The organism is Serratia sp. PL7, assembly GCF_945957435.1.
This window is the reverse complement of sequence record NZ_CAMFLB010000010.1, coordinates 279,502-297,144: the sequence shown is the minus strand read 5'-3', so window position 1 is coordinate 297,144 and position 17,643 is coordinate 279,502. Positions and strand designations below refer to the sequence as shown.

General features: G+C 50.9%; 29 protein-coding genes and 1 pseudogene. 17 read left to right on the top strand and 13 right to left on the bottom strand.

Annotation, left to right across the window (positions count from 1 at the left end; genetic code table 11):
- Window positions 1-30: 30 nt before the first annotated feature.
- From N6G83_RS31965 to N6G83_RS31940, 6 genes and pseudogenes are all read right to left on the bottom strand, one after another.
- Window positions 31-159, bottom strand: a pseudogene (locus N6G83_RS31965).
- Window positions 160-217: 58 nt separating this feature from the next.
- Window positions 218-430 (bottom strand): hypothetical protein, encoded by a 213-nt coding sequence (locus tag N6G83_RS31960; RefSeq protein ID WP_211136873.1) that lies wholly within the window; start codon window positions 428-430, stop codon window positions 218-220.
- 69 nt (window positions 431-499) lie between these two features.
- On the bottom strand, window positions 500-730 hold the full coding sequence (locus tag N6G83_RS31955; protein WP_211136872.1) for a hypothetical protein: 231 nt from the start codon (window positions 728-730) through the stop codon (window positions 500-502).
- Window positions 731-909: 179 nt separating this feature from the next.
- Window positions 910-1,266: a hypothetical protein gene (locus tag N6G83_RS31950; RefSeq protein ID WP_211136871.1), complete on the bottom strand. Its 357-nt coding sequence runs from the start codon at window positions 1,264-1,266 to the stop codon at window positions 910-912.
- A complete protein-coding gene (locus tag N6G83_RS31945; RefSeq protein ID WP_211136870.1) occupies window positions 1,263-1,655 on the bottom strand; it encodes a M15 family metallopeptidase in 393 nt (130 codons plus the stop codon). The genes N6G83_RS31950 and N6G83_RS31945 overlap by 4 nt, the downstream gene beginning before the upstream one ends.
- Window positions 1,652-1,972, bottom strand: coding sequence for a phage holin, lambda family (locus tag N6G83_RS31940; RefSeq protein ID WP_211136869.1), 321 nt, complete (start codon window positions 1,970-1,972; stop codon window positions 1,652-1,654). The genes N6G83_RS31945 and N6G83_RS31940 overlap by 4 nt, the downstream gene beginning before the upstream one ends.
- A 131-nt stretch (window positions 1,973-2,103) precedes the next feature.
- Here N6G83_RS31940 and N6G83_RS31935 point away from each other — a divergent pair, with 131 nt between their 5' ends.
- On the top strand, window positions 2,104-2,613 hold the full coding sequence (locus N6G83_RS31935; RefSeq protein WP_211136868.1) for a hypothetical protein: 510 nt from the start codon (window positions 2,104-2,106) through the stop codon (window positions 2,611-2,613).
- A gap of 454 nt (window positions 2,614-3,067) precedes the next feature.
- Here N6G83_RS31935 and N6G83_RS31930 read toward each other — a convergent pair whose 3' ends face one another.
- From N6G83_RS31930 to N6G83_RS31905, 6 genes are all read right to left on the bottom strand, one after another.
- Window positions 3,068-3,262 carry an ogr/Delta-like zinc finger family protein gene (locus N6G83_RS31930; RefSeq protein ID WP_260524100.1) on the bottom strand — a complete coding sequence of 65 codons (195 nt, stop codon included), beginning with the start codon at window positions 3,260-3,262 and terminating at the stop codon, window positions 3,068-3,070.
- A 161-nt stretch (window positions 3,263-3,423) separates the two neighbouring features.
- On the bottom strand, window positions 3,424-4,206 hold the full coding sequence (locus N6G83_RS31925; RefSeq protein ID WP_260524099.1) for an antitermination protein: 783 nt from the start codon (window positions 4,204-4,206) through the stop codon (window positions 3,424-3,426).
- The gene (locus N6G83_RS31920) at window positions 4,206-5,186 is read right to left on the bottom strand and encodes a toprim domain-containing protein (protein WP_260524098.1); all 981 of its coding nucleotides are present in this window, start codon (window positions 5,184-5,186) and stop codon (window positions 4,206-4,208) included. The genes N6G83_RS31925 and N6G83_RS31920 overlap by 1 nt, the downstream gene beginning before the upstream one ends.
- Entirely contained in the window at window positions 5,183-6,688 is a 1,506-nt protein-coding gene (locus N6G83_RS31915; protein WP_260524097.1) for a DEAD/DEAH box helicase, read from the bottom strand. Before N6G83_RS31915 ends, N6G83_RS31920 begins: the two co-directional genes overlap by 4 nt.
- Window positions 6,681-7,175, bottom strand: a complete 495-nt coding sequence (locus N6G83_RS31910) for a replication/maintenance protein RepL (RefSeq protein WP_161739639.1) — start codon at window positions 7,173-7,175, stop codon at window positions 6,681-6,683. Before N6G83_RS31910 ends, N6G83_RS31915 begins: the two co-directional genes overlap by 8 nt.
- Window positions 7,176-7,830: 655 nt before the next feature.
- The gene (locus tag N6G83_RS31905; RefSeq protein WP_039995837.1) at window positions 7,831-8,031 is read right to left on the bottom strand and encodes a helix-turn-helix domain-containing protein; all 201 of its coding nucleotides are present in this window, start codon (window positions 8,029-8,031) and stop codon (window positions 7,831-7,833) included.
- A 103-nt stretch (window positions 8,032-8,134) separates the two neighbouring features.
- On the opposite strand from N6G83_RS31905, the gene N6G83_RS31900 reads away from it, so the two are divergent.
- The 16 genes from N6G83_RS31900 to N6G83_RS31825 all read left to right on the top strand — a co-directional run bounded on the left by N6G83_RS31900 (window position 8,135) and on the right by N6G83_RS31825 (window position 15,802).
- Entirely contained in the window at window positions 8,135-8,767 is a 633-nt protein-coding gene (locus N6G83_RS31900; RefSeq protein WP_039995836.1) for a LexA family protein, read from the top strand.
- A 198-nt stretch (window positions 8,768-8,965) separates the two neighbouring features.
- Window positions 8,966-9,265 carry a hypothetical protein gene (locus N6G83_RS31895; RefSeq protein WP_260524096.1) on the top strand — a complete coding sequence of 100 codons (300 nt, stop codon included), beginning with the start codon at window positions 8,966-8,968 and terminating at the stop codon, window positions 9,263-9,265.
- 79 nt (window positions 9,266-9,344) lie between these two features.
- Entirely contained in the window at window positions 9,345-9,644 is a 300-nt protein-coding gene (locus N6G83_RS31890) for a hypothetical protein (protein WP_260524095.1), read from the top strand.
- Window positions 9,631-10,164 (top strand): hypothetical protein, encoded by a 534-nt coding sequence (locus N6G83_RS31885; RefSeq protein WP_260524094.1) that lies wholly within the window; start codon window positions 9,631-9,633, stop codon window positions 10,162-10,164. Before N6G83_RS31890 ends, N6G83_RS31885 begins: the two co-directional genes overlap by 14 nt.
- Window positions 10,157-10,558 carry a hypothetical protein gene (locus tag N6G83_RS31880; RefSeq protein WP_260524093.1) on the top strand — a complete coding sequence of 134 codons (402 nt, stop codon included), beginning with the start codon at window positions 10,157-10,159 and terminating at the stop codon, window positions 10,556-10,558. The genes N6G83_RS31885 and N6G83_RS31880 overlap by 8 nt, the downstream gene beginning before the upstream one ends.
- A 78-nt stretch (window positions 10,559-10,636) precedes the next feature.
- A complete protein-coding gene (locus N6G83_RS31875) occupies window positions 10,637-11,005 on the top strand; it encodes a hypothetical protein (RefSeq protein ID WP_260524092.1) in 369 nt (122 codons plus the stop codon).
- The gene (locus N6G83_RS31870; RefSeq protein WP_260524091.1) at window positions 11,005-11,475 is read left to right on the top strand and encodes a hypothetical protein; all 471 of its coding nucleotides are present in this window, start codon (window positions 11,005-11,007) and stop codon (window positions 11,473-11,475) included. Before N6G83_RS31875 ends, N6G83_RS31870 begins: the two co-directional genes overlap by 1 nt.
- A complete protein-coding gene (locus N6G83_RS31865) occupies window positions 11,472-11,783 on the top strand; it encodes an ANR family transcriptional regulator (RefSeq protein WP_260524090.1) in 312 nt (103 codons plus the stop codon). The genes N6G83_RS31870 and N6G83_RS31865 overlap by 4 nt, the downstream gene beginning before the upstream one ends.
- Window positions 11,780-12,001, top strand: a complete 222-nt coding sequence (locus tag N6G83_RS31860; RefSeq protein WP_260524089.1) for a hypothetical protein — start codon at window positions 11,780-11,782, stop codon at window positions 11,999-12,001. The genes N6G83_RS31865 and N6G83_RS31860 overlap by 4 nt, the downstream gene beginning before the upstream one ends.
- On the top strand, window positions 12,001-12,822 hold the full coding sequence (locus tag N6G83_RS31855) for a Rha family transcriptional regulator (RefSeq protein ID WP_260524088.1): 822 nt from the start codon (window positions 12,001-12,003) through the stop codon (window positions 12,820-12,822). Before N6G83_RS31860 ends, N6G83_RS31855 begins: the two co-directional genes overlap by 1 nt.
- Window positions 12,819-13,187 carry a DUF5406 family protein gene (locus tag N6G83_RS31850; protein ID WP_025122272.1) on the top strand — a complete coding sequence of 123 codons (369 nt, stop codon included), beginning with the start codon at window positions 12,819-12,821 and terminating at the stop codon, window positions 13,185-13,187. The genes N6G83_RS31855 and N6G83_RS31850 overlap by 4 nt, the downstream gene beginning before the upstream one ends.
- Window positions 13,184-13,771, top strand: coding sequence for a hypothetical protein (locus tag N6G83_RS31845; RefSeq protein ID WP_260524087.1), 588 nt, complete (start codon window positions 13,184-13,186; stop codon window positions 13,769-13,771). Before N6G83_RS31850 ends, N6G83_RS31845 begins: the two co-directional genes overlap by 4 nt.
- Window positions 13,761-13,982: a hypothetical protein gene (locus tag N6G83_RS31840; RefSeq protein ID WP_223537166.1), complete on the top strand. Its 222-nt coding sequence runs from the start codon at window positions 13,761-13,763 to the stop codon at window positions 13,980-13,982. The genes N6G83_RS31845 and N6G83_RS31840 overlap by 11 nt, the downstream gene beginning before the upstream one ends.
- Window positions 13,979-14,452 (top strand): hypothetical protein, encoded by a 474-nt coding sequence (locus tag N6G83_RS31835; RefSeq protein ID WP_260524086.1) that lies wholly within the window; start codon window positions 13,979-13,981, stop codon window positions 14,450-14,452. Before N6G83_RS31840 ends, N6G83_RS31835 begins: the two co-directional genes overlap by 4 nt.
- On the top strand, window positions 14,452-14,694 hold the full coding sequence (locus tag N6G83_RS31830) for an excisionase (protein WP_161739656.1): 243 nt from the start codon (window positions 14,452-14,454) through the stop codon (window positions 14,692-14,694). The genes N6G83_RS31835 and N6G83_RS31830 overlap by 1 nt, the downstream gene beginning before the upstream one ends.
- The gene (locus N6G83_RS31825; protein ID WP_260524085.1) at window positions 14,678-15,802 is read left to right on the top strand and encodes a phage integrase Arm DNA-binding domain-containing protein; all 1,125 of its coding nucleotides are present in this window, start codon (window positions 14,678-14,680) and stop codon (window positions 15,800-15,802) included. The genes N6G83_RS31830 and N6G83_RS31825 overlap by 17 nt, the downstream gene beginning before the upstream one ends.
- A gap of 125 nt (window positions 15,803-15,927) precedes the next feature.
- Here the strand turns inward: N6G83_RS31825 and ushA are convergent, their stop codons facing one another.
- Entirely contained in the window at window positions 15,928-17,580 is a 1,653-nt protein-coding gene (gene ushA, locus N6G83_RS31820) for a bifunctional UDP-sugar hydrolase/5'-nucleotidase UshA (RefSeq protein WP_211134873.1), read from the bottom strand.
- Window positions 17,581-17,643: the final 63 nt, after the last annotated feature.

Sequence of the window (17,643 nt, the reverse complement as noted above, 5' to 3'; positions counted from 1 at the left end):
CTTGGTTGTCCCGCCGCTGCGGGTTAGGTTTGGTAGCTGGGGTGGGATTCGAACCCACGGTCGATACTGTATAGGCCACGTGCACCACAGCTCGATCTAGCTCATGTCACGCTTAGTCCCGTCAGAAGCAAAAGCTTCGGCCATCTCGCGCACCCAACTATATTAGAAAATATCTTACAACATTATCGAGCGCCCACGTATAGACGCTCTGTAATGATTATTGGATAAGGCTTTCTGCGGCTTCCCTGACCTCATGCGGTTCAACATCTCTGTCGGTTGCAAACGCATATGTATCCACACCCGCCAGCCTGGAGATTTGCAGGTCTTTCATCTGCCCATCGGGGTAACTTAAACGCAAAGTAGGAAGACCCTTGCTAACTTCTAATAGGTAAGGAGGTTCTCCATTAAAGAAAACTATGACCTTTCTCACAATACACTCCATTGACTGGTCTGATGAAATTCTAATTCATCATAGCTTATTATTCAGTCAGAGCATCTATTAAGTGAAGGTAATTCCAAGCTCAGCGAGTTCGTGTTTCTTTGCCTCGATACGCCCGCTCAATTCAGCCAACACATGAGGTTGAATAGTTTTAACAAACGCAGCGTCCTGATAACGACCTGAGATAGTTACCCCTAATGCATCTCCCCTAACAATCATCTGGTGCTGATCTTGCAGTTCTTCTAATAATATTTTGATACCATTAGCTTTATTTAAGTTTTTGATATTCATTATTACCTCTTGGATTATCCCGCTGCCACTTAATCAGCCCCTCAATACGAGAGGCGCATATATCCAGCTCACCCTGGCTCACCTGCAATGCAATGACAGCATCACCGAAGGTTTCCCCTATGAATGGTGTCTGTTCGCACTGCTGAAGCAATACCGCTGGCGGGTACACGTAGATCAGCTTAGGGGCTGGCGGGGGTGCTGGTCTCTCTGCGCAAGATACGCTTAACATCATCAGGCAAAGGCTGATTACCAGCGTCGCTATGCTCCAGCGCCTCGCGTAACGTTCTGTTTTCAGCATCGGCCTTGGCCCTCTTCTGCTGTTCTATTTTCAATTGTTCCTCAGTGGCGCGCCGGTCAGCACCAGACGCATCATTGAGCGCTTTGATTGTGTCGTCCCGATCACCTACTGCTTCCACCAGCTTTTCGTTTGCTTTATCGGCCTTATCAAGCCGGTCGGCCAGCACGGAGCTATACCAGCCAAGCAAAATAGCCACCACCAGCGCACCGATCAGGCTGTAGCGTTTGAGTTGTGTCATGCAGGGTAATCCTTGTGCGTCAGTTGGAAGTGTGGCCCGTCTTTAAGCGTCGTCCAGTTGCCACCCCACTCCACCGGGATCCGCAACTCATCGCTGGCCTGCTTGAATGCTGCGGCGATCTGCCGGTAGTACGCCATGTCCCACGACACCACATTGCCAGGCAGCGCTACCACGTCGAGAGCATGACCAGTGATGTGACGGCTCTTCAGCGTCTGGCTTTTCTTTTCTGCTACGAGCTGGCGCTGGCGCTCAATCGTTCGTAGCCCTTCAGTGATACGGAAGTCTACTGGTGACAGCTCCAACGCACGACGAGCCACTTTCACCAGATCGGGGTGAACACCGGCCAGTTTCTTCTCGCTTGCTGTACCGAAAATAAATTTATTCGTCACTTTGAAGCCCCCGTTTTCCTATCTGCTAAATCCTTCAGCCGATCACCGAAATAACGTGTACCCAGATAGCCAATAATCACGGACGCAAAGTAGGCCCACTCATCACCCACGCCGAACAGCGCAAGACCGTCTTTGACGAACCAGCCGAATACCGCACACATGAGCGCATCGAAAAGTGACCTTGCCACGCCATCGCCGTTATAGCGCCCACGCAGGTACGCCATCACGCCCGCCAGCGCCCCAGCGACTCCCTCTTCTTTTACCGATACTAACCACGCAACAATTGCCGCCCACACATCAGGGCTTTTTGTAGGCATACGCATAATCCTTACCCCGCTGGGCGTCAGAAATGAAAAAGGCCCACCGAAGTGAGCCTTTGAGAACCTGATTATTTTCACATCAGGTGGTGGTATCTTGGGAGAGCTAACGCAACCAAGAAGGAAATCCAATGACGGAAACAGACAAGTACAGCAGAGAGCACCAGCGACAACTATTGCAAGCGCTGTACAGCGCAACCCCTTTTGAGCTCAGTCATGAGCAATATGACAGTTTCTGCGTATTGTTCGGTAGCGAGGACAATTTCGCATCCAATCTTATTTATCTTGAAGGTCATGGACTAATCGTCAGTGGCGTAGACTTTGGTATGAACGATTACATCGTAAATTCAGGCAGATTGAAGATCACTCATAAAGGAATTGATTTCATTAGAAATGATGGAGGTCTTGGTGCAATCCTTAATGTACAGACTGTAAAATTCCACGACAGCACAATTATAGCTCTTGAGGATATTATTCGAGTAACGAACCTGCCAGACGATCAGAAGAAAGGAATGATTGCAAAACTTCGCGAGCTTCCGGCAGACGCCATAAAACATTTGATCCTTCAACTACTGACTCAGGGGGTGTTAAAAGCACCGGCCGCACTTCCGATAATTGAAAGATTCCTCCGTGGGGGCTGAACTCTTCATTAGCGCGAACTAAAGTGAATCGCCCCCAACCAATCTGTGAGCTTAGCAATACCCAGAAGTCATCCTGAGTGGGGGCGCTCAAAAACAGCCCGTTGGGGTGAAATACCGCAGTGAATATTTTCACCAGTACCTCCATAAGCTAAAAGGCCACGCATAAGCGCAGCCCTAAGTTTTGTTGACACTCATCAATTAACCATACTCTCAGTATTGCTTTAGCTGGTTAAATGATTAATGATGCTTACCACTGGCGAGCTCAAACGGCCACCCTATCTTATGCAGTACCGATTCCCTAGTGTTGGTCATATTGACGCCCACCACCCTAGACGGAGGGTGGTGGTTTTTTTGCATTCAAATCGGCAGCAGTGTAATTATAGAAGCCCATCCTGAAGTTGGTGGCATGCCAACCAACAATAACAACATGCCTTTCTGAACGCCTAGCCCTTAGCTAACTACTAGCTCGGGGCATTTTTTTGCCCACCAACTGCGGCGTTGCTATTAAACGGGCTACCGTTTCATGGGTCGCAAACGTGCAACTGCAATCAACGTTGCGGCACTGGTGATAACGCTCTTTGGTTTCTTCACTCAGATAGCGACTTGATCGGGTGTGGGCCGTGTGACCACAGAGGGGGCAATTCATCATTTTTCATTTCCCCATAAACGCAAAAACCCGCACGGATGCGGGTTCTGATAAATATTCATAGTGTTCAGGCGAGATATGCCACTATTTAAAGAATTTACGCCACCTCCGGACAAAATGCAACCCTGTGTAGTAAAAATGTCGGCATCCGTGCCGAACGCGCTCTATTTGGTTACTTTTTGGAACTCGACGGCGGCCACCTCTTCTTCAATGCTGCATTTCGAAACCAGCGCCTCATAGAACGGCTTCCAGTTCCGCCGCCACGTCCTTTCGTTGAGGTCGGGAATAAGCGCTACTATAGCCCGAAAGGCTACGGAGGAAGGCATTCGGCTAAAACCGTTACCGTTGCACCGCTCGCAATCTTTGATAACTGGCACTCCGGTTGCCTTGGTTGCTTCACGATCTAGCGCCTTACCGGTTCCCTTGCAATTGCGGCAGCGCTTATGGATCTCCCCCTTCCCTTTGCACGACTGGCAATACTCATGCACCAGCTGCCGCTTGATGGTCGGCGGGATTTTCTCTTCACCATCTGCGCCGATGTAACCAGGGTAAGTCTTCACATCCTTCCACGCCTCCACCAGCCCTTTACCTTTGCAGTTGTGACAGGTCACAGTGGCGCTGGCAGAATGTGAATATTCCTCATAAGCCATCGTGGCGAGTATCACCATGCAGTGCGCCATCTTCCGGCCTGCCACCTTGCCTACGTGCTTAGGTGCCTTCCGTTTAGCGTATTGTGTCAGCGCCTTTATGGCTTGATCCCGATCCCCGTCGCTAATCCCGGTTTTACCCAGGAACGCCGCCATGCCGAAACGGGCCTTTGATTGAACCACGCCGAGGGCCGCCATTACATCAGTACCCGTCACCCGATCCGCGCTGGTGCCGTTCGGGCTATCGGTGATGGTCAGCCCCTGGGCGCTGAAATGCTTTAACGATGATTCCAGTTTCATTAGGCGCTCCTCTTCTTTAAAGGCCATTCGTAAACTTTCGCGCCAGTCATCAGCATGTCGTTAAAGTCACACTTTTCGCCGTTATCCTTCCCCGGCCAGCGAATACTGACCTGCTGAACATCGTTGCTTTTGGAAATGATATTTCGGTGCCCACACTCCCACGCGGCTGCGTGTCCTGCACCGTTATCATCACAGTCAGCAAAAATAACCAAGTGCCTTACCCCGGCAGGAGCGCGGAAGCGTTTCATTAGCGACGCGTTTAGAACGGCCCATGTGTTGCAGTTGTAGATTTGTTGGCAAGAAAGAGCGGTTTCTATACCCTCGGCAATGCCCAGCGTAGAGGCTACGGGGAACATCCGGATCGCCACTGAACCGGCATGTTCCAGGTAACTATCCTCCTGCAGCGACAACATCCGTTTCTGTGTCGGTATATTGGCCTTGTGCGCACCATCCAAAAACGTGCGATGTAGATAGCACGGCTTGGCTTTATCATCAGTGGCCAGCGCCCACATTGCCTGTATATCGCCATAGGGTGTCTTCTCTATCGCGTTAAATTTCACCCAATCAACGGGTAGCCGGTTAATTCCCCTACCGTTAAGATATAGCTCGGCACCGGTTCCCCGCAGGCCCGCCAGCAAGCCAAACTTAGCAATAACACCTTCCCGGATTTTCGCGCTTTCACGCGGTTTCGGTGCGGTGTCGCCCTGGTCAGGCTGATATGTATTGCCGATAAGCGTGTCAATTTCCCTTGCCAGTTCCGCAAAAGGCTTGCGCTGGGTTAATTCCAGTAGTTTCCATCCGGTACCGTAACCACACGCGCAGATCCATGATCCGTGGTCTTCATCATCAAAGCGAAATTTACCCTTTCCGCCACACACGGGGCATTCGCCCTTGTAGTGTTTCTTGCCAGTTAGTGGTGGCAGGTCAAAATACTCGAAAATTTCCGGCCATCGACCGATTACTGCCTCTGTGGTCTTCATTGGCTTGCCCCGTTACCTTTGCTATACGCGATAAATTTTGACTTGATGAAGTTCCACACCTCGGGGCTAGTCTCCATCGGGTAATCTGATAGACCTTTAGGCCAGGTGCCAAACTTCTCTTTGTAGGTGTGCGCCGCCCAGCCGTCAGATAGCGGCTTTCCCTTCAGGATGCGCTGGTGCTGGTAGTATTTAATCTGGCTCCACCATGCCTGCTTCTCATTTTTGCTGTAGGTTTTTGCCTTACGGCTAAGGCGCTTCAATCCGCGTGTTGCATCGGTTTCTACGTCTTCACCGGTCAGTGGCTTAAAACCACATTTCGGGCAGATGTAGATACCGGCTTGTTTCATGTAATGGCATTGCGGGCATTCCTTGGGAAGTTTCTCCGCCTTTTCCTGCTTTGCAGCTTTAGGGCCAGCCTTCATGCCGTCACTCTTTCCGGTGAGGTCGTCATACTCGATATCGTCGGGATATCCGAGGCGGTGGACGCTGCCAGAGTGATCGAAGATTAAACAATGGTCTTTGCCTGGTGCCGTGCGTAGTCCACGCCCGAGGCACTGTATCCACCGGATCTCTGATTTGGTCGGTCTTGCGTAGATGATGCAACGAACATCACTATCGAACCCGGCGACTAGAACGCCAACGTTAACGATGATTTTTGTAGCACCCTGCTCAAAGCGGTGGATCGTCATCTGCCGTTCCTCTGCAGGTGTTTCGGCAATCATGACCTCAGCATTCACGCCAGCTCGTAGAAACGCCATCGTGATGTAGTTCGCGTGGGCCTTGTTGACGCAGAAACAGATGGTTGGCCTATCCTCCCCGTTCTCCAGCCAGTTCTTAACTATGTCGCCCACCAGCTCGGCACCGCACATAATTTCGGCCAGTTGGTCTTCATTAAAATCGCTGCCGAATCCTGCGACGCTGCTGGTCTTCACCCCTTTCAGATCGGGCTTAGTCGGTGCGAAAAATTCATACCGGCTCAGGTCGCCAATGCTGATCAGTTCCTTCATCGTTGTGGGTTTAACCAGCTTTTCGAAATATTTCCCCATCCACGGCGCGAACGGTGTACCGGATAAACCCACCACCTTAACGCCGGAATCGCGGATGATGTCCAGCAGCGCGCGGCGCTTCATGTGGGCTTCATCGATAATCAGCAGATCGATATTGTCGGGGAATTCGCGGCGTATCAGCGTGTCGGCACTGGCGATCTGAATCAGTCGCTGCGGGTCGTGTGGCTGGTAGTCTCGCCACACATAGCTGATCTGGTCTTCTGGTAGGCCGTATTGCACGAAGCGCGTAGCGGTCTGTTTCACCAGCGTGAGGTACGGCGCGCAGAACATTGTCCGTTTCCCTTGCTGGATCAGCTTATCGACCAGGTAAGCCGATAGAAACGTCTTCCCGTAACCAACTGGTGCCGACAGCAGGAATGTGCGATAGTTATTCCAGTCTTGGCTCAAAAGCTTTAAGCCAGTGACCTGTTTAGCCTTCGGTTTCAGGTTAAGCATCAGTTTTATCCTCAAGGGCCGGATGGGAAGCGCTCGCCAAAGTACCCCCTTCCGGTTTCTTGTCTTCTACCACTCCGATAGCCACAGAGATCATGTTGCTAGCCTTCGGGTTGAACATGTAACGCACCTTTTTTGCGACCCCCTGATCCATTGTCATGTAAAGCGATGAACGCATGCTGTTGTCGTAACCGCTCCAGATGTCAGCCGGGTTGATGGCGAAAACGTTCGGAGTTGGGCGCCGAACAAATCCCTCATCCTCAAGCAACTTGATAGCCCGCCGAACATGCCGCTCAGAACAGAGCAACTCCTTCGCTAGCACCGCCTGATCCACCGCAATAGCCCCTGTATTCATGTCGGCGTTCTCAGCCAAATACAGAAACAGATCAGCTGCTGTTTTGTTCTGACGTATCACCCCACGCAAGCGACTGCATCCCTGGCGAAACAGCCGCATGAAATCCAGTTTTTTGTTAATGCTGCCTGTGCTCATTGGGTGCCTTTGTTCCTGTTTGTCCAAGATTAGGACACTGGGTGTCCGCTTTTACCTCATAACTCATTGTTTTATAATGCATGTTTCAATATGTCCGGTGACCGGACACCGGGTGTCCACTTTTTCCCCGTAAGTCATTGTTTTTAAAGCCTCTAAAAAACGTCCTTTCTTATATCTTGATGCCGATGTTTTCGAAGACTCGATCAGTCGTTGACCTTGCCCCTCGTTTTTCCGGTTTTAGCCCGTGGAAACCTCACCTCTGTTTCACTGGCCAGGACACATCCCCCTGATCAGTGTCGCCTGATACGTTGTGTCCCCAGCTACTTCCGATCCTGCTGCGCGTCCACTGGACTATCCGCCACTCCGTGCTGGGCCTGCGCCTTGGCAAGTGGGGGCTTTTCTGTCAGCCCCATACTCGGCCTTAGATACTGAGCAATGTGCAGCCTAAGCCGCTTATTTGCCGCCCTACGCGCTGCGTTCTCCTGCCTGTAGGAAACCTGTTCCTCATCCCATGCGGCCTGATAAACATCTGCGTATAGCGTCACAAGTTGGTTCTTTGCTGCCGTGCTAAACTTGGCGATCTGCGCCTGTATCCATTCGGCATCAGCGGGGCAATACACCGCTGGCATAACCGTTTTGGCGTACTGGTAGTGAGTCACTCAGGTATGCCATGCAGGAGCCACTTTGGAGAGCACCCAAGGGCATCAGATATTTCAAGTAGATGCCTTGGATGTCGGGAGCTCCCCCCCTCAATACGTTGAACAGTTTGCTGCCTTACACCAGCTAACGACGCTAGCTGCTGTTGCGTTAGCCCCAACTGAAGCCTGCGCTCCTTGAGACGGACAGAGATATTCATACACACTCCACATTAACAATATTTGTAGTATTAGAATACTCATTTTGTTGTTTGTCAAATACAATGACTGTTGTATCATGTGCGGCAATACATGGAGGGGTTTATGAATCTGGCAGATAGAGTTAAAAGCAAACGCTTAGAATTGGGCCTAACGCAGTCACAGTTAGCGGAAAAAGCAGGGACAACCCAGCAAGGAATTGTTTCGGTGGAATCAGGGAGGACGGGGCGCCCTAGGTATCTTCCTGAGTTAGCGAAAGCGCTAGATTGCGATATCGACTGGCTGCTTACTGGTTCAAGCTCCAATAACGTTACTTATGCTGGCCCATATGAACCAGGCAAGCGCTACCCGGTACTAAGCAAGGTGCAGGCAGGTGCATGGTTAGAGGCTGTTGAGGCCTACCATCTAAAAGACATCGACCTATGGCTGGAATCAGCCGCCCATGTTCAGGGTGAAGGATTCTGGCTAGAGGTTGACGGCGACTCCATGACGGCACCTATGGGCCTAAGCATTCCCGAGGGAACATTTGTCCTCTTTGATACAGGAAGGGAGGCGCAAAACGGTAGTTTGGTCATTGCAAAACTGTCAGATTCAAACGAGGCAACCTTTAAAAGGCTGGTAATAGACGGTGGTCAAAGGTATCTGAAAGGACTAAATCCAGCATGGCCGATGATCCCCATTAACGGCAATTGTAAAATTATAGGTGTCGCCATCCAGACGATGATGAAACTAGTTTAGCCCTTCCCCCTCCCACCAAGGCCGCAATTGCGGCCTTTTTTACGCTCTTAGCCCTTCATAAAACAACAAATGCAAATATTTATAATCTTTAAATACAACAAATTAGGTTATTTAAATGATTGAATACTCATTTTGTGGTTTACATAAAACAACAAAATGAGTATTGTTCCTCCATCGGCAAACAACGGAGCCAGTGAGATGAACAATCAGCCATTACCCCCAGCCACATTAAGATCAAGCCAGCAACCTTTTTGTATTCACGAAAAGCTGAAAGTTACTGGTGCCGACCGCGCGTACACACTGCCAGATAATAAGATTTGGAAAGGGGCAAGTTATATCCTTGAGCAGGATTTTGACGGGGATTATGAAATTGCTCTTTATAAGCGTTCTGGCGATTCATTTGTTTTAGTCGATTTTTTTATCAGCATTGATTCTGCTTGTGAAGAGGCAAAGGAAATCATACGTAACTCAAAAAAGCTTAACGCTATGTTTTGTTAATTAGGCAGCTCTGGTTGCGACGCCAATCACTAACCAGAGCCTAACCCCTATAATCTCGAAATATTTTAAAGAGGCTGATATGAACAATAACATGCCATCACAGAAAAAATCAAACCGGTTGGTTTTGGTTGATCGTGAAATGTTACGCAAAGCGCAGCGTGTAATCAAAAGCGACCCTGATAACTCTTGGTACTGGAAGTTATGTATGCGCATGGCTAAGCAAGCCTACGGCATTAACTGCAAGGAGCCACTCCCGGAACTCGGTGAGCGTAACGGTAATTACATCTGTACTTATGTTAATAAAGAAACTGGTGATTATGCATTCTCTCATTATCGCTGCGCTAATAAAATCACAGAGGTGGATTATGTTGCCAGTTAAATCAGAACAGCCGAAACACGTTGATGGTTCATTGCTCCGGGATAAGCAACACATGCTCTATCGCGAGCCGGTGGGATTCAAAGCTACCGCTTTCCCAAATGGCGAACCAGAAACGCCATTGCAGCATCTGGCGCAGACCACCAGCCATGTTAACCGATACATTCGTCAACTTGATGAACTGTATGCCACCTTACTTGCAGATAAAATTCGTGCCGTGGATGTTCAGATAGCTGGCAGATTTCAAGGCTTGTTGAATGAGTTGCTGCTTTTAAGTATTGCTAATAAAAACAGAGCTGAGTCGCTGATGAACGCCGAATTACCTGGGTGCATGAGCGATATATCGTTAACTGTTAGTAGCCAGTTCACAGGTAAAGTGGTTGTCCACATCGAAGATGGCAAGTTGAAAAGTCATTATACAATGCAGCCAACAGATCATATTGCCACGCTTGGCGGATTTATCGAAATGGCTGAACGAGCAGGATGGATGATAACTTCACCTGAGGAAAGTGAAAATGAATAATAAAAAATCACCAAGTTCCTCGTCAGGATGTGGTGGCCTTGCATCATCATTTGAACACAAGCCATTGCCGGTTTTTGTTGTGTCTCGCCACGGTCGCAGCAAGAAGTGTTTCAGTCGAACTACTGCCATTACTCGCCTTGCTCACTTTATGACTCAAAAGGTGTTTGACCGTGCGGGCGTTAATACTCACGAAGGCGGCTATCAGAAAGAAGAAGGTGGTGTTATTAATTTTAGCCGTGGCGAACTAACACTTATTTACTGGCAGGCTCATTGCCGTTGTGAAAAACGTATTCGGAAATTACTTGCCAAAAAGCGAGAAATAGCCAAGTGGCAGGCTGAATGGGATAAGTGGAAAGGCCAGCATGATGAACTAATGAAACGCCGCCCATATTAATTAAGTAATCACGAAATTTAATTACTGCCTTCCGGCTGGGGTTCCCCACGCAGGGAGGCAGGGAAAAGGTAATTAGTCATGAAAGAAGCGATTAACAAAATCGAATTATACCGGGGACGGATTGCCCTCGCCTATTTAGATTTCTGCCAGCGCCATTACTGCGGGGAGTGGGCGGAGGTGGTCATATCAGAGAATAAAGGGGTTCGCGTCTACTTGTCTCAGCAGAGCATTGAGCAATGCATGACCACTTTGATCGAGCAGCCAGGCTATGAAGAATTTGGCCTGAAAGACGGAGGTGCTCACGTATCTACGCTCTACAGCGGAATGCTATCCAGCATGCACAAGTTAACGCCTCTGGGTGAAACCGTCATGGAAGAGATGATGGTGGCAGCCGTATCGGATGCTTTAGCGAACCCAGGGGAAGCCACCCTGCAGGTGGTGCACTGATGGCAAATAACAAAGGGGTTATTGCGGACAACAAAAAACCTTTGAAATACCACAATCGCCGTGAACATCCACTGCATCGACTGCCATTTGTTCACTTACGGAAAAATAAGTCAGGGGCTTCATTCTGGGCAGTCCCGAGAACCGGGAGCTATCAAGGCAGCGTCGAGGCTGGGGAAGCTCTGGCTTGCATGTATCTAAAACACCTGCGAGAGCATGGTGCCTCTCCCTGCGGAAACCTGCAGCACGTCGTCCTTGAGATGTGCGGCATGGGAAGCCTTGGGGTTCATTTGACCCAGGAGCAAAACTCGTTAGCTGGGCAGATAGTTGGCTTCTTCTCAACGTTGGATGGCTGGCTCGCGGCATCAGCTAAGGGCTTCGGTCGCAATCTGGATGGCGCTAACCCTTCAGATCTGCTGGCTAAAGCAAATTCTGGGATCGAGCTTCGCAATCCAGCATCGGGGGCCAAATGAAATTTAGCCCCTACATGCTCAACGCCACCCAGGCGGCCAAGTTCGAGAAGGCTGACCAGTTGCAACTTGCGGCCACGTTCTGGCGTCAGGCCAGCGCGGTAGCCGTGAAGCCGATAAACCAAAACTGGGCAGAAGTCCGGGCGGATCGTTGCGACAAAAGTCGAACTCTGGACGCGCGCAGTGATGCCTGGGCGAAAAAAGCAAAGGAACGCCAACAGCGCGCCGAAGTGACGAAAGCGAATAAGCGGACGGCCGAGGCGCTCAGCAAGCACATCAACAAGACCACCAGCGGGGAAGCATCAGCATGACAAAAAAACGCAATAGCAAAACACGCCAAGGCCTGTGCGGCGTGACCTTAGCGCAGGGGCTGCGACTGACCAGGGATCCGGTTTGGGAGTCCATCAACGTGAAACAGTCCGTAGCTCCATACCGCACCGATGGCGGCAATGTTCAGATGCCCTTAAATCGCGGTATGCGCCGTTATGCAAAACACATTGGTATCAATTTAGAAAAGGTAACGAAGTAATGGAAAAGCAAATGACAGTAGTTAATAACAAGCCAATGATGGGTAGCCGTAAAATTGCGGTCGTCGTCGGCAAAGATCATGGAAAAGTTTGTCGTGATATCCGCGTCATGCTGGGGAAGCTTTACAGCTTATCCGAAGAGGAGTGCACCCGTAATCCAGATTTGGCTTACCTTACAAATCATGGTGTTACATGCGTGCAATACGACCTAAACAACCCTAACGCCTGGGAATACTGGCTTGACCATGCGCACTCAGAATGCCTGGTTACTGGCTACGATGCAGCCCGACGCATGGCTCTCATCAAAAGCTGGAAAGAACTAAACGCAGAACTGACGCAGCCCCGCATTGTCGCACCGGCACAGCAGGCGATCTCCGCATCCGATCACATTCTGTCGGTCGCCCGTGTCGTGGCAGAGGCCACCGCGTCCGCGACGATGAAAGCCGTGATGGACGTTATCGGTCAGCAGGTGATCCACGCCCCTGCATTACCAACTCCCGAAGCCGCGTTGATCACGGAGCCTGAAATTCACCATCAGGAATCCGAATTTGTCCCGGTTATCGATCTGGTATGGAAGTTTGGCCTGTCTGATGCCGCATGCCGTCGCTTGGCTTCGTATTCGAACCTGCCAACCAAGCTGACCAACGGAGAGCGCGGTTATCTGCTGGTGCATAACGTGGCGTTCTCCGAGGCGTTTAGCTGCCTAATCGAAGAATCGACGCAGCCGACCGGCAAGCTTAAGCGCTGGCAGCATCCCGATTTCGGCGGTTTCGCGTTGAAAATTACCGAAGCCAATAAAGCAGCTGTGGAGGCCAAGCAATGACCACCACAACCAAAGCAACACCTGAACCAATGAACTTTGACCCCAACCTCATAATGTGTGGGCGCATGGTAGATAAGACCGTTCGTCTGACGTTTGGACGGTGGCACTACCGCACAACAATAGAAATCGTTATTGGCGGTAATACCAACGGACTCAGTGTAATTGAATCCGCTGTTGAGTCTGCTTATTACAGGCTCGATACCATTCCTTTCTTCAACGATGAGACAGGTGAAAATGAAGAAATGGCGGTGATCGATTTCGGTGATCTGGAATGTCATGACGATGGGTTGAGGGGCGATGAATGGCTGAAAGACATGCTGATTAGCGCTGAAATTATCAAGATTGAGCCGGAGGCAAAGCAATGATGTTCCCTACCGATATTCTACGCGCCGCCCTTCACTGCGTGGCCGACGAAAGCGAGCCGCGCGAGTACCTGCGAGGGGTGTACATCACCCCTACCCATATCAAAGCCACTGACGGGCGGGCAGCAGTGATGATGGAGCATGGCGATAAGACCGATATCGACGCGGTGTTTATCGTTCACGGCGACATTCCTGCCGAGGCAGATGGCACATGCATCAAAAGCTTTGATGATGGATGGCTCGCCATTCACTACGTCTCTATTGACGAGGATCAGGCTACGCGAATTGGTTGCAACAGGCTTGAGCTGGTCGAATGCCGCTACCCAGATTTCAGCAAGCTACTACCGGCAGACGCCGAGCCTTGTGATGAAATGCCGATGTTTGCCGCCCGGTTGCTGGCGCTCCCGTACCTGATGTTTGGTAGCGCATTCGGCCCGGTCAAGTTCAAGCCCTACAGCAAAACAGGCCCATGCCAACTGATTTTAGATCCGGTAGCCGATCATCTCTACGGCAACCCGTTCCTGGTGATTATGCCGCTGCGTGATAACGCATTTGAACTGTGCGCCGAGGTGCTCAATGAAAATTGATTATCAGGATCACGGCGTGACGGCCAGTCTTACGATCACCAGCTCGGTGTTTGAGTTCCGTAAGCATAACCGGGTGGTGGATACAGCCCTATTCCTTACGAACGTGACAGCCAAACACACCGGCTTTTTTATCATGAAGTCTGCACTATCCGGCAAAACGCCGGTTGTGATGAGAGCTTATAAGGTTGCATTACAGGAGATGGCACGATGAGCATCCTACTTGACCAAATCAGCCTTCTCACCGCGATAGCGACGGAGATCGATCGCCAGCACCCAGGTACCGGCGTTGAGGCAAGAAGGTTTAACGCCATCATCAAAGCTGCAAACGATATCTGCGCCGAGTTTGCCAAACCGGTAGTTAAGGCATCGCCGGGAATGGGGATCGCCGCATGGCTGGCCAGCGACGACACCGGGTTAAGCAGCAAGTTTATGGCGTCAGTTCTTACCGGTGAGTTCAAGGCGGAAAACCATTACCCACGCGATCCGGCTGATTTTGGCCGATGCCTACGCCTAGTTAATGCGGTGCCTGGATTAGCTGAAAAGATTGGTGACATGTCACAGCACGGCAAGCATTGGGCGGTTGTTGCTTCACATTGGGATGAATGGGTAGAGGTTTATCGGTTGAAAGATAGCGATCGCCTGTATCGGCTGATGCAAGCTTGTTATGAAGGGGGTGAATAATGTCCCGCACAATTAAAATCACTGACTGGGCAAAAGAAGAGTTTGACGAGCCGGTGCCGAGTTATCCGACACTGATTAAGTTCGCCAAAAATGGCATGATATCGCCCCAGCCAGTTAAGGCTGGCCGGTACTGGCGGGTAGAACGTACAGCGAGGTTTGTTGGTATGGCTGCCAAGCCGGTAGTGAAGAAAGACGATGATCCACGATTGAAGAGGATTCTTGAAGATGGCGCGACCACGTAAGTATAACGTCACCATTCCGGGCCTATCGTGCTATACCGACGCCAGAACCAAAAAGGTTTACTGGCGTTACAAGCACCCCGTGACAGGGAAGTTTCACGGGCTAGGCACCGATGAAGAGGCGGCGATAGCAATCGCTACAGAGGCCAGTTCGCGGCTGGCTGAGCAGAAGATGAGTCAACTACTCATGGCTCGCGACAAGATCAGCCGCAGCTTAGGTGAAGGTATTTCAGTTAGCGGATGGCTTGATCGTTACTGGAAAATTCAGGAGGAACGCCTGAAGCTTGGCGAAATCAAGCCTACAACCGTGAACCAGAAAAAGAACCCGGTAAAAGTGATTCGCTCGGAAATTGGCAACAAACAGCTTTCCGAGGTTAGTGTGCGCGACATTGCCGATATTCTGGAGCCGTACAAGGAGCGCGGACAGGCCATCATGGCCCAGGTTGTTCGTCGGGTGATTATCGATGTGTACAAGGAAGCCCAGCATGCCGGGGAAGTCCCTCCTGGTTACAACCCCGCCCAAGCAACAAAAAACCCAAAAGCCAAGGTTCAGCGGCAACGCCTCGATCTGGATGAATGGCAATCCATTTTCGAAACCGCCGCATCATTCCAGCCTTATCTGCGTAGAGCTATGCTGCTGGCGATTGTCACCGGGCAGCGTCTTTCAGATATCGCCAACATGAAATTCGCTGACGTTTGGGACGATCATTTGCATGTAGAGCAGGAGAAAACGGGGGCTCGTCTGGCCATACCATTAAGCTTGCGGTGCAATGCGATAAACATGAGTCTGCGCGAGGTTATAGCGGAGTGCCGGGATCGGATCGTAAGCCCGTACCTACTCCACCATCACCATACCGTGGCAACCGCGAAGCGAGGCGGCCAGATTGGCGATAAGAGCATTACAACCACATTTAGCAAAGCCAGGGATCAATCAGGGTTGAAATGGAGTAAGGGAACGCCACCAACATTCCATGAACAGCGGTCACTCTCCGAGCGCCTATACCGTGATCAGGGTATCGATACCATGTCTTTGCTTGGGCATAAAAACCAGCAAATGACCGATAAATACAATGATGACAGGGGCAAAAATTGGACAGTGATCGCGGTGTGATAACGGTTGTTTTTTGTACCGTTTTGCAGAAGAGTTTTGCAGGGGTTTTGCAGAAGATTTTTTGTGAAGCTAAAAACAGGCGGTTTTCAATCCTGTCACCGATAGAAAACCGCCTTTATATTTAATTACTTATAAACTATTTCACCCTTCGGTTCGTACGCCGCCGCATCCAGCGGTGAGTGCTTCTCGATATACTGCTTGAGCACTTCCGCATCGATAAAGCCGGTATTGACGTAGCTTGGCAGGGTATCAATCTTCGGATAACCGTCGCCGCCCAGGGCGTTGAAGTTCAGCGTCGCCATACGATAGGTCTTGTCTGCCTGTAAAGGTTCACCCTTGATCTTGACGTCGCTAACGCCTTTGCCGTCCGCCACCAAGCTGACGTTGGCGAACTGCGCATAGGCACCGGAATCCACCTTCATATTGGCTACCGCTGCCAGATACGGCTCAACCTCGCTGCCTTTCATATCGACATACACCAGGGTGTTGCCAAACGGCTGCACCTTGAGCACGTTTTTATAGGTGATATCACCAGCCTCGATCGAGTCACGCACGCCACCACCGCTCATCACGGCGAAGTCTGCGTTGGCGCGCTCCATCTGCGCGGCTAGCAGCACGCGCGAAAGGTTGGTCTGCACGAAGCGGACTTTACTGCGATCCCCTTCCAGTTTGCCGTTGACGCTGCCCACCTTCACTTCCAACTGGGCCTTGCCCTTGTCCTGGAACGGCGTCAGCAGCTTCATCATCGACGGATCTTCCTGGATCTGCTGGGTGTAATAGACCCGCTCGCTGGTGCCGTCGGCTTTCTCTACCTTTTTCTTCAGGTTGATCGGGATCAGCTGGTAATGCATCAATTTCAGTTCGCCGTTGCGGAACTGGAAGTCGGCACGACCAACGTATTTACCCCATTCGTGAGCCTGGACGATCCAGGTCCCGTTTTGGCGATCTGGCGAGCAAGGCGTGCCCGGGACATAATCCACCTGTTTGTGGTTTTCACTCGCCATACAGACCGGATCTTGCGAATGCCCACCGACAATCATATCCAGATAGCCCGCAGGCAGGCTACGTGCCATCTCCACGTCCCCCGGCGCGTTAGAGCCATGGTTACCATCGTCGTAGTGGCCCATGTGGGTGGTAGCGATAATCACGTCCGGCTTTTCATCTTTGCGCAGTTGCTCCACCACCTGCTTGGCTTCTTGCGCCGGGACACGGAATTCGATATCGGTAAAGTATTCCGGGTTGCCGATTTTTGCGGTGTCATCGGTGGTCAGGCCGATCACCGCAATCTTCACCCCTTGCTTTTCAAACAGGGCATAAGGCTTGAACAGGCGTTGCTGGGTGCTTTTTTGATAAATGTTGGCGGACAGTAGCGGGAAAGAAGCCCATTTTTCCTGCTGGCGCAACACGCTGAGCGGGTTGTCGAATTCGTGGTTGCCAATCGCCATCGCGTCGTAGCCGATCAGCGTCATGCCACGGAAATCGGGTTCTGCATCCTGCAAATCCGACTCTGGCACGCCGGTATTGATGTCTCCACCGGACAGCAGCAGCACACTGCCGCCTTTCGCCGCCACTTCCTGACGGATGCTGTCCACCAGCGTCTTTTGCGCCCCTAGGCCGTACTCACCATGATCGTTCTGCCAGAAATGGCCGTGATGATCGTTGGTGTGCAGGATGGTGATATCGTAGGTTTTATCCTTTTCCCAGGCACTGACCGTTCCTGAAAACAACGTCAGGGAAACAGCCAACGCACATGCGGTGGTGTGAAGCGAAAAGCGCATGGCAGATCTCCATTGTTAATAATGGGTATTTTTTGATGAGGACGAAATTGTAACGCGAATCGA

Bases quoted from the DNA above. Each gene is read 5' to 3' on its own strand.
- N6G83_RS31845 (WP_260524087.1), top strand. From the start codon at position 13,184: ATGATGTTCCCTACCGATATTCTACGCGCCGCCCTTCACTGCGTGGCC.
- N6G83_RS31830 (WP_161739656.1), top strand. From the start codon at position 14,452: ATGTCCCGCACAATTAAAATCACTGACTGGGCAAAAGAAGAGTTTGAC.
- N6G83_RS31895 (WP_260524096.1), top strand. From the start codon at position 8,966: ATGAACAATCAGCCATTACCCCCAGCCACATTAAGATCAAGCCAGCAA.
- N6G83_RS31880 (WP_260524093.1), top strand. From the start codon at position 10,157: ATGAATAATAAAAAATCACCAAGTTCCTCGTCAGGATGTGGTGGCCTT.
- N6G83_RS31955 (WP_211136872.1), bottom strand. From the start codon at position 730: ATGAATATCAAAAACTTAAATAAAGCTAATGGTATCAAAATATTATTA.
- N6G83_RS31860 (WP_260524089.1), top strand. From the start codon at position 11,780: ATGACAAAAAAACGCAATAGCAAAACACGCCAAGGCCTGTGCGGCGTG.
- N6G83_RS31920 (WP_260524098.1), bottom strand. From the start codon at position 5,186: ATGAAGACCACAGAGGCAGTAATCGGTCGATGGCCGGAAATTTTCGAG.
- N6G83_RS31875 (WP_260524092.1), top strand. From the start codon at position 10,637: ATGAAAGAAGCGATTAACAAAATCGAATTATACCGGGGACGGATTGCC.
- N6G83_RS31865 (WP_260524090.1), top strand. From the start codon at position 11,472: ATGAAATTTAGCCCCTACATGCTCAACGCCACCCAGGCGGCCAAGTTC.
- N6G83_RS31930 (WP_260524100.1), bottom strand. From the start codon at position 3,262: ATGATGAATTGCCCCCTCTGTGGTCACACGGCCCACACCCGATCAAGT.
- N6G83_RS31825 (WP_260524085.1), top strand. From the start codon at position 14,678: ATGGCGCGACCACGTAAGTATAACGTCACCATTCCGGGCCTATCGTGC.
- N6G83_RS31900 (WP_039995836.1), top strand. From the start codon at position 8,135: ATGAATCTGGCAGATAGAGTTAAAAGCAAACGCTTAGAATTGGGCCTA.
- N6G83_RS31935 (WP_211136868.1), top strand. From the start codon at position 2,104: ATGACGGAAACAGACAAGTACAGCAGAGAGCACCAGCGACAACTATTG.
- N6G83_RS31855 (WP_260524088.1), top strand. From the start codon at position 12,001: ATGGAAAAGCAAATGACAGTAGTTAATAACAAGCCAATGATGGGTAGC.
- N6G83_RS31840 (WP_223537166.1), top strand. From the start codon at position 13,761: ATGAAAATTGATTATCAGGATCACGGCGTGACGGCCAGTCTTACGATC.
- ushA (WP_211134873.1), bottom strand. From the start codon at position 17,580: ATGCGCTTTTCGCTTCACACCACCGCATGTGCGTTGGCTGTTTCCCTG.
- N6G83_RS31940 (WP_211136869.1), bottom strand. From the start codon at position 1,972: ATGCCTACAAAAAGCCCTGATGTGTGGGCGGCAATTGTTGCGTGGTTA.
- N6G83_RS31910 (WP_161739639.1), bottom strand. From the start codon at position 7,175: ATGAGCACAGGCAGCATTAACAAAAAACTGGATTTCATGCGGCTGTTT.
- N6G83_RS31905 (WP_039995837.1), bottom strand. From the start codon at position 8,031: ATGAATATCTCTGTCCGTCTCAAGGAGCGCAGGCTTCAGTTGGGGCTA.
- N6G83_RS31925 (WP_260524099.1), bottom strand. From the start codon at position 4,206: ATGAAACTGGAATCATCGTTAAAGCATTTCAGCGCCCAGGGGCTGACC.
- N6G83_RS31950 (WP_211136871.1), bottom strand. From the start codon at position 1,266: ATGACACAACTCAAACGCTACAGCCTGATCGGTGCGCTGGTGGTGGCT.
- N6G83_RS31870 (WP_260524091.1), top strand. From the start codon at position 11,005: ATGGCAAATAACAAAGGGGTTATTGCGGACAACAAAAAACCTTTGAAA.
- N6G83_RS31915 (WP_260524097.1), bottom strand. From the start codon at position 6,688: ATGCTTAACCTGAAACCGAAGGCTAAACAGGTCACTGGCTTAAAGCTT.
- N6G83_RS31850 (WP_025122272.1), top strand. From the start codon at position 12,819: ATGACCACCACAACCAAAGCAACACCTGAACCAATGAACTTTGACCCC.
- N6G83_RS31885 (WP_260524094.1), top strand. From the start codon at position 9,631: ATGTTGCCAGTTAAATCAGAACAGCCGAAACACGTTGATGGTTCATTG.
- N6G83_RS31835 (WP_260524086.1), top strand. From the start codon at position 13,979: ATGAGCATCCTACTTGACCAAATCAGCCTTCTCACCGCGATAGCGACG.
- N6G83_RS31890 (WP_260524095.1), top strand. From the start codon at position 9,345: ATGAACAATAACATGCCATCACAGAAAAAATCAAACCGGTTGGTTTTG.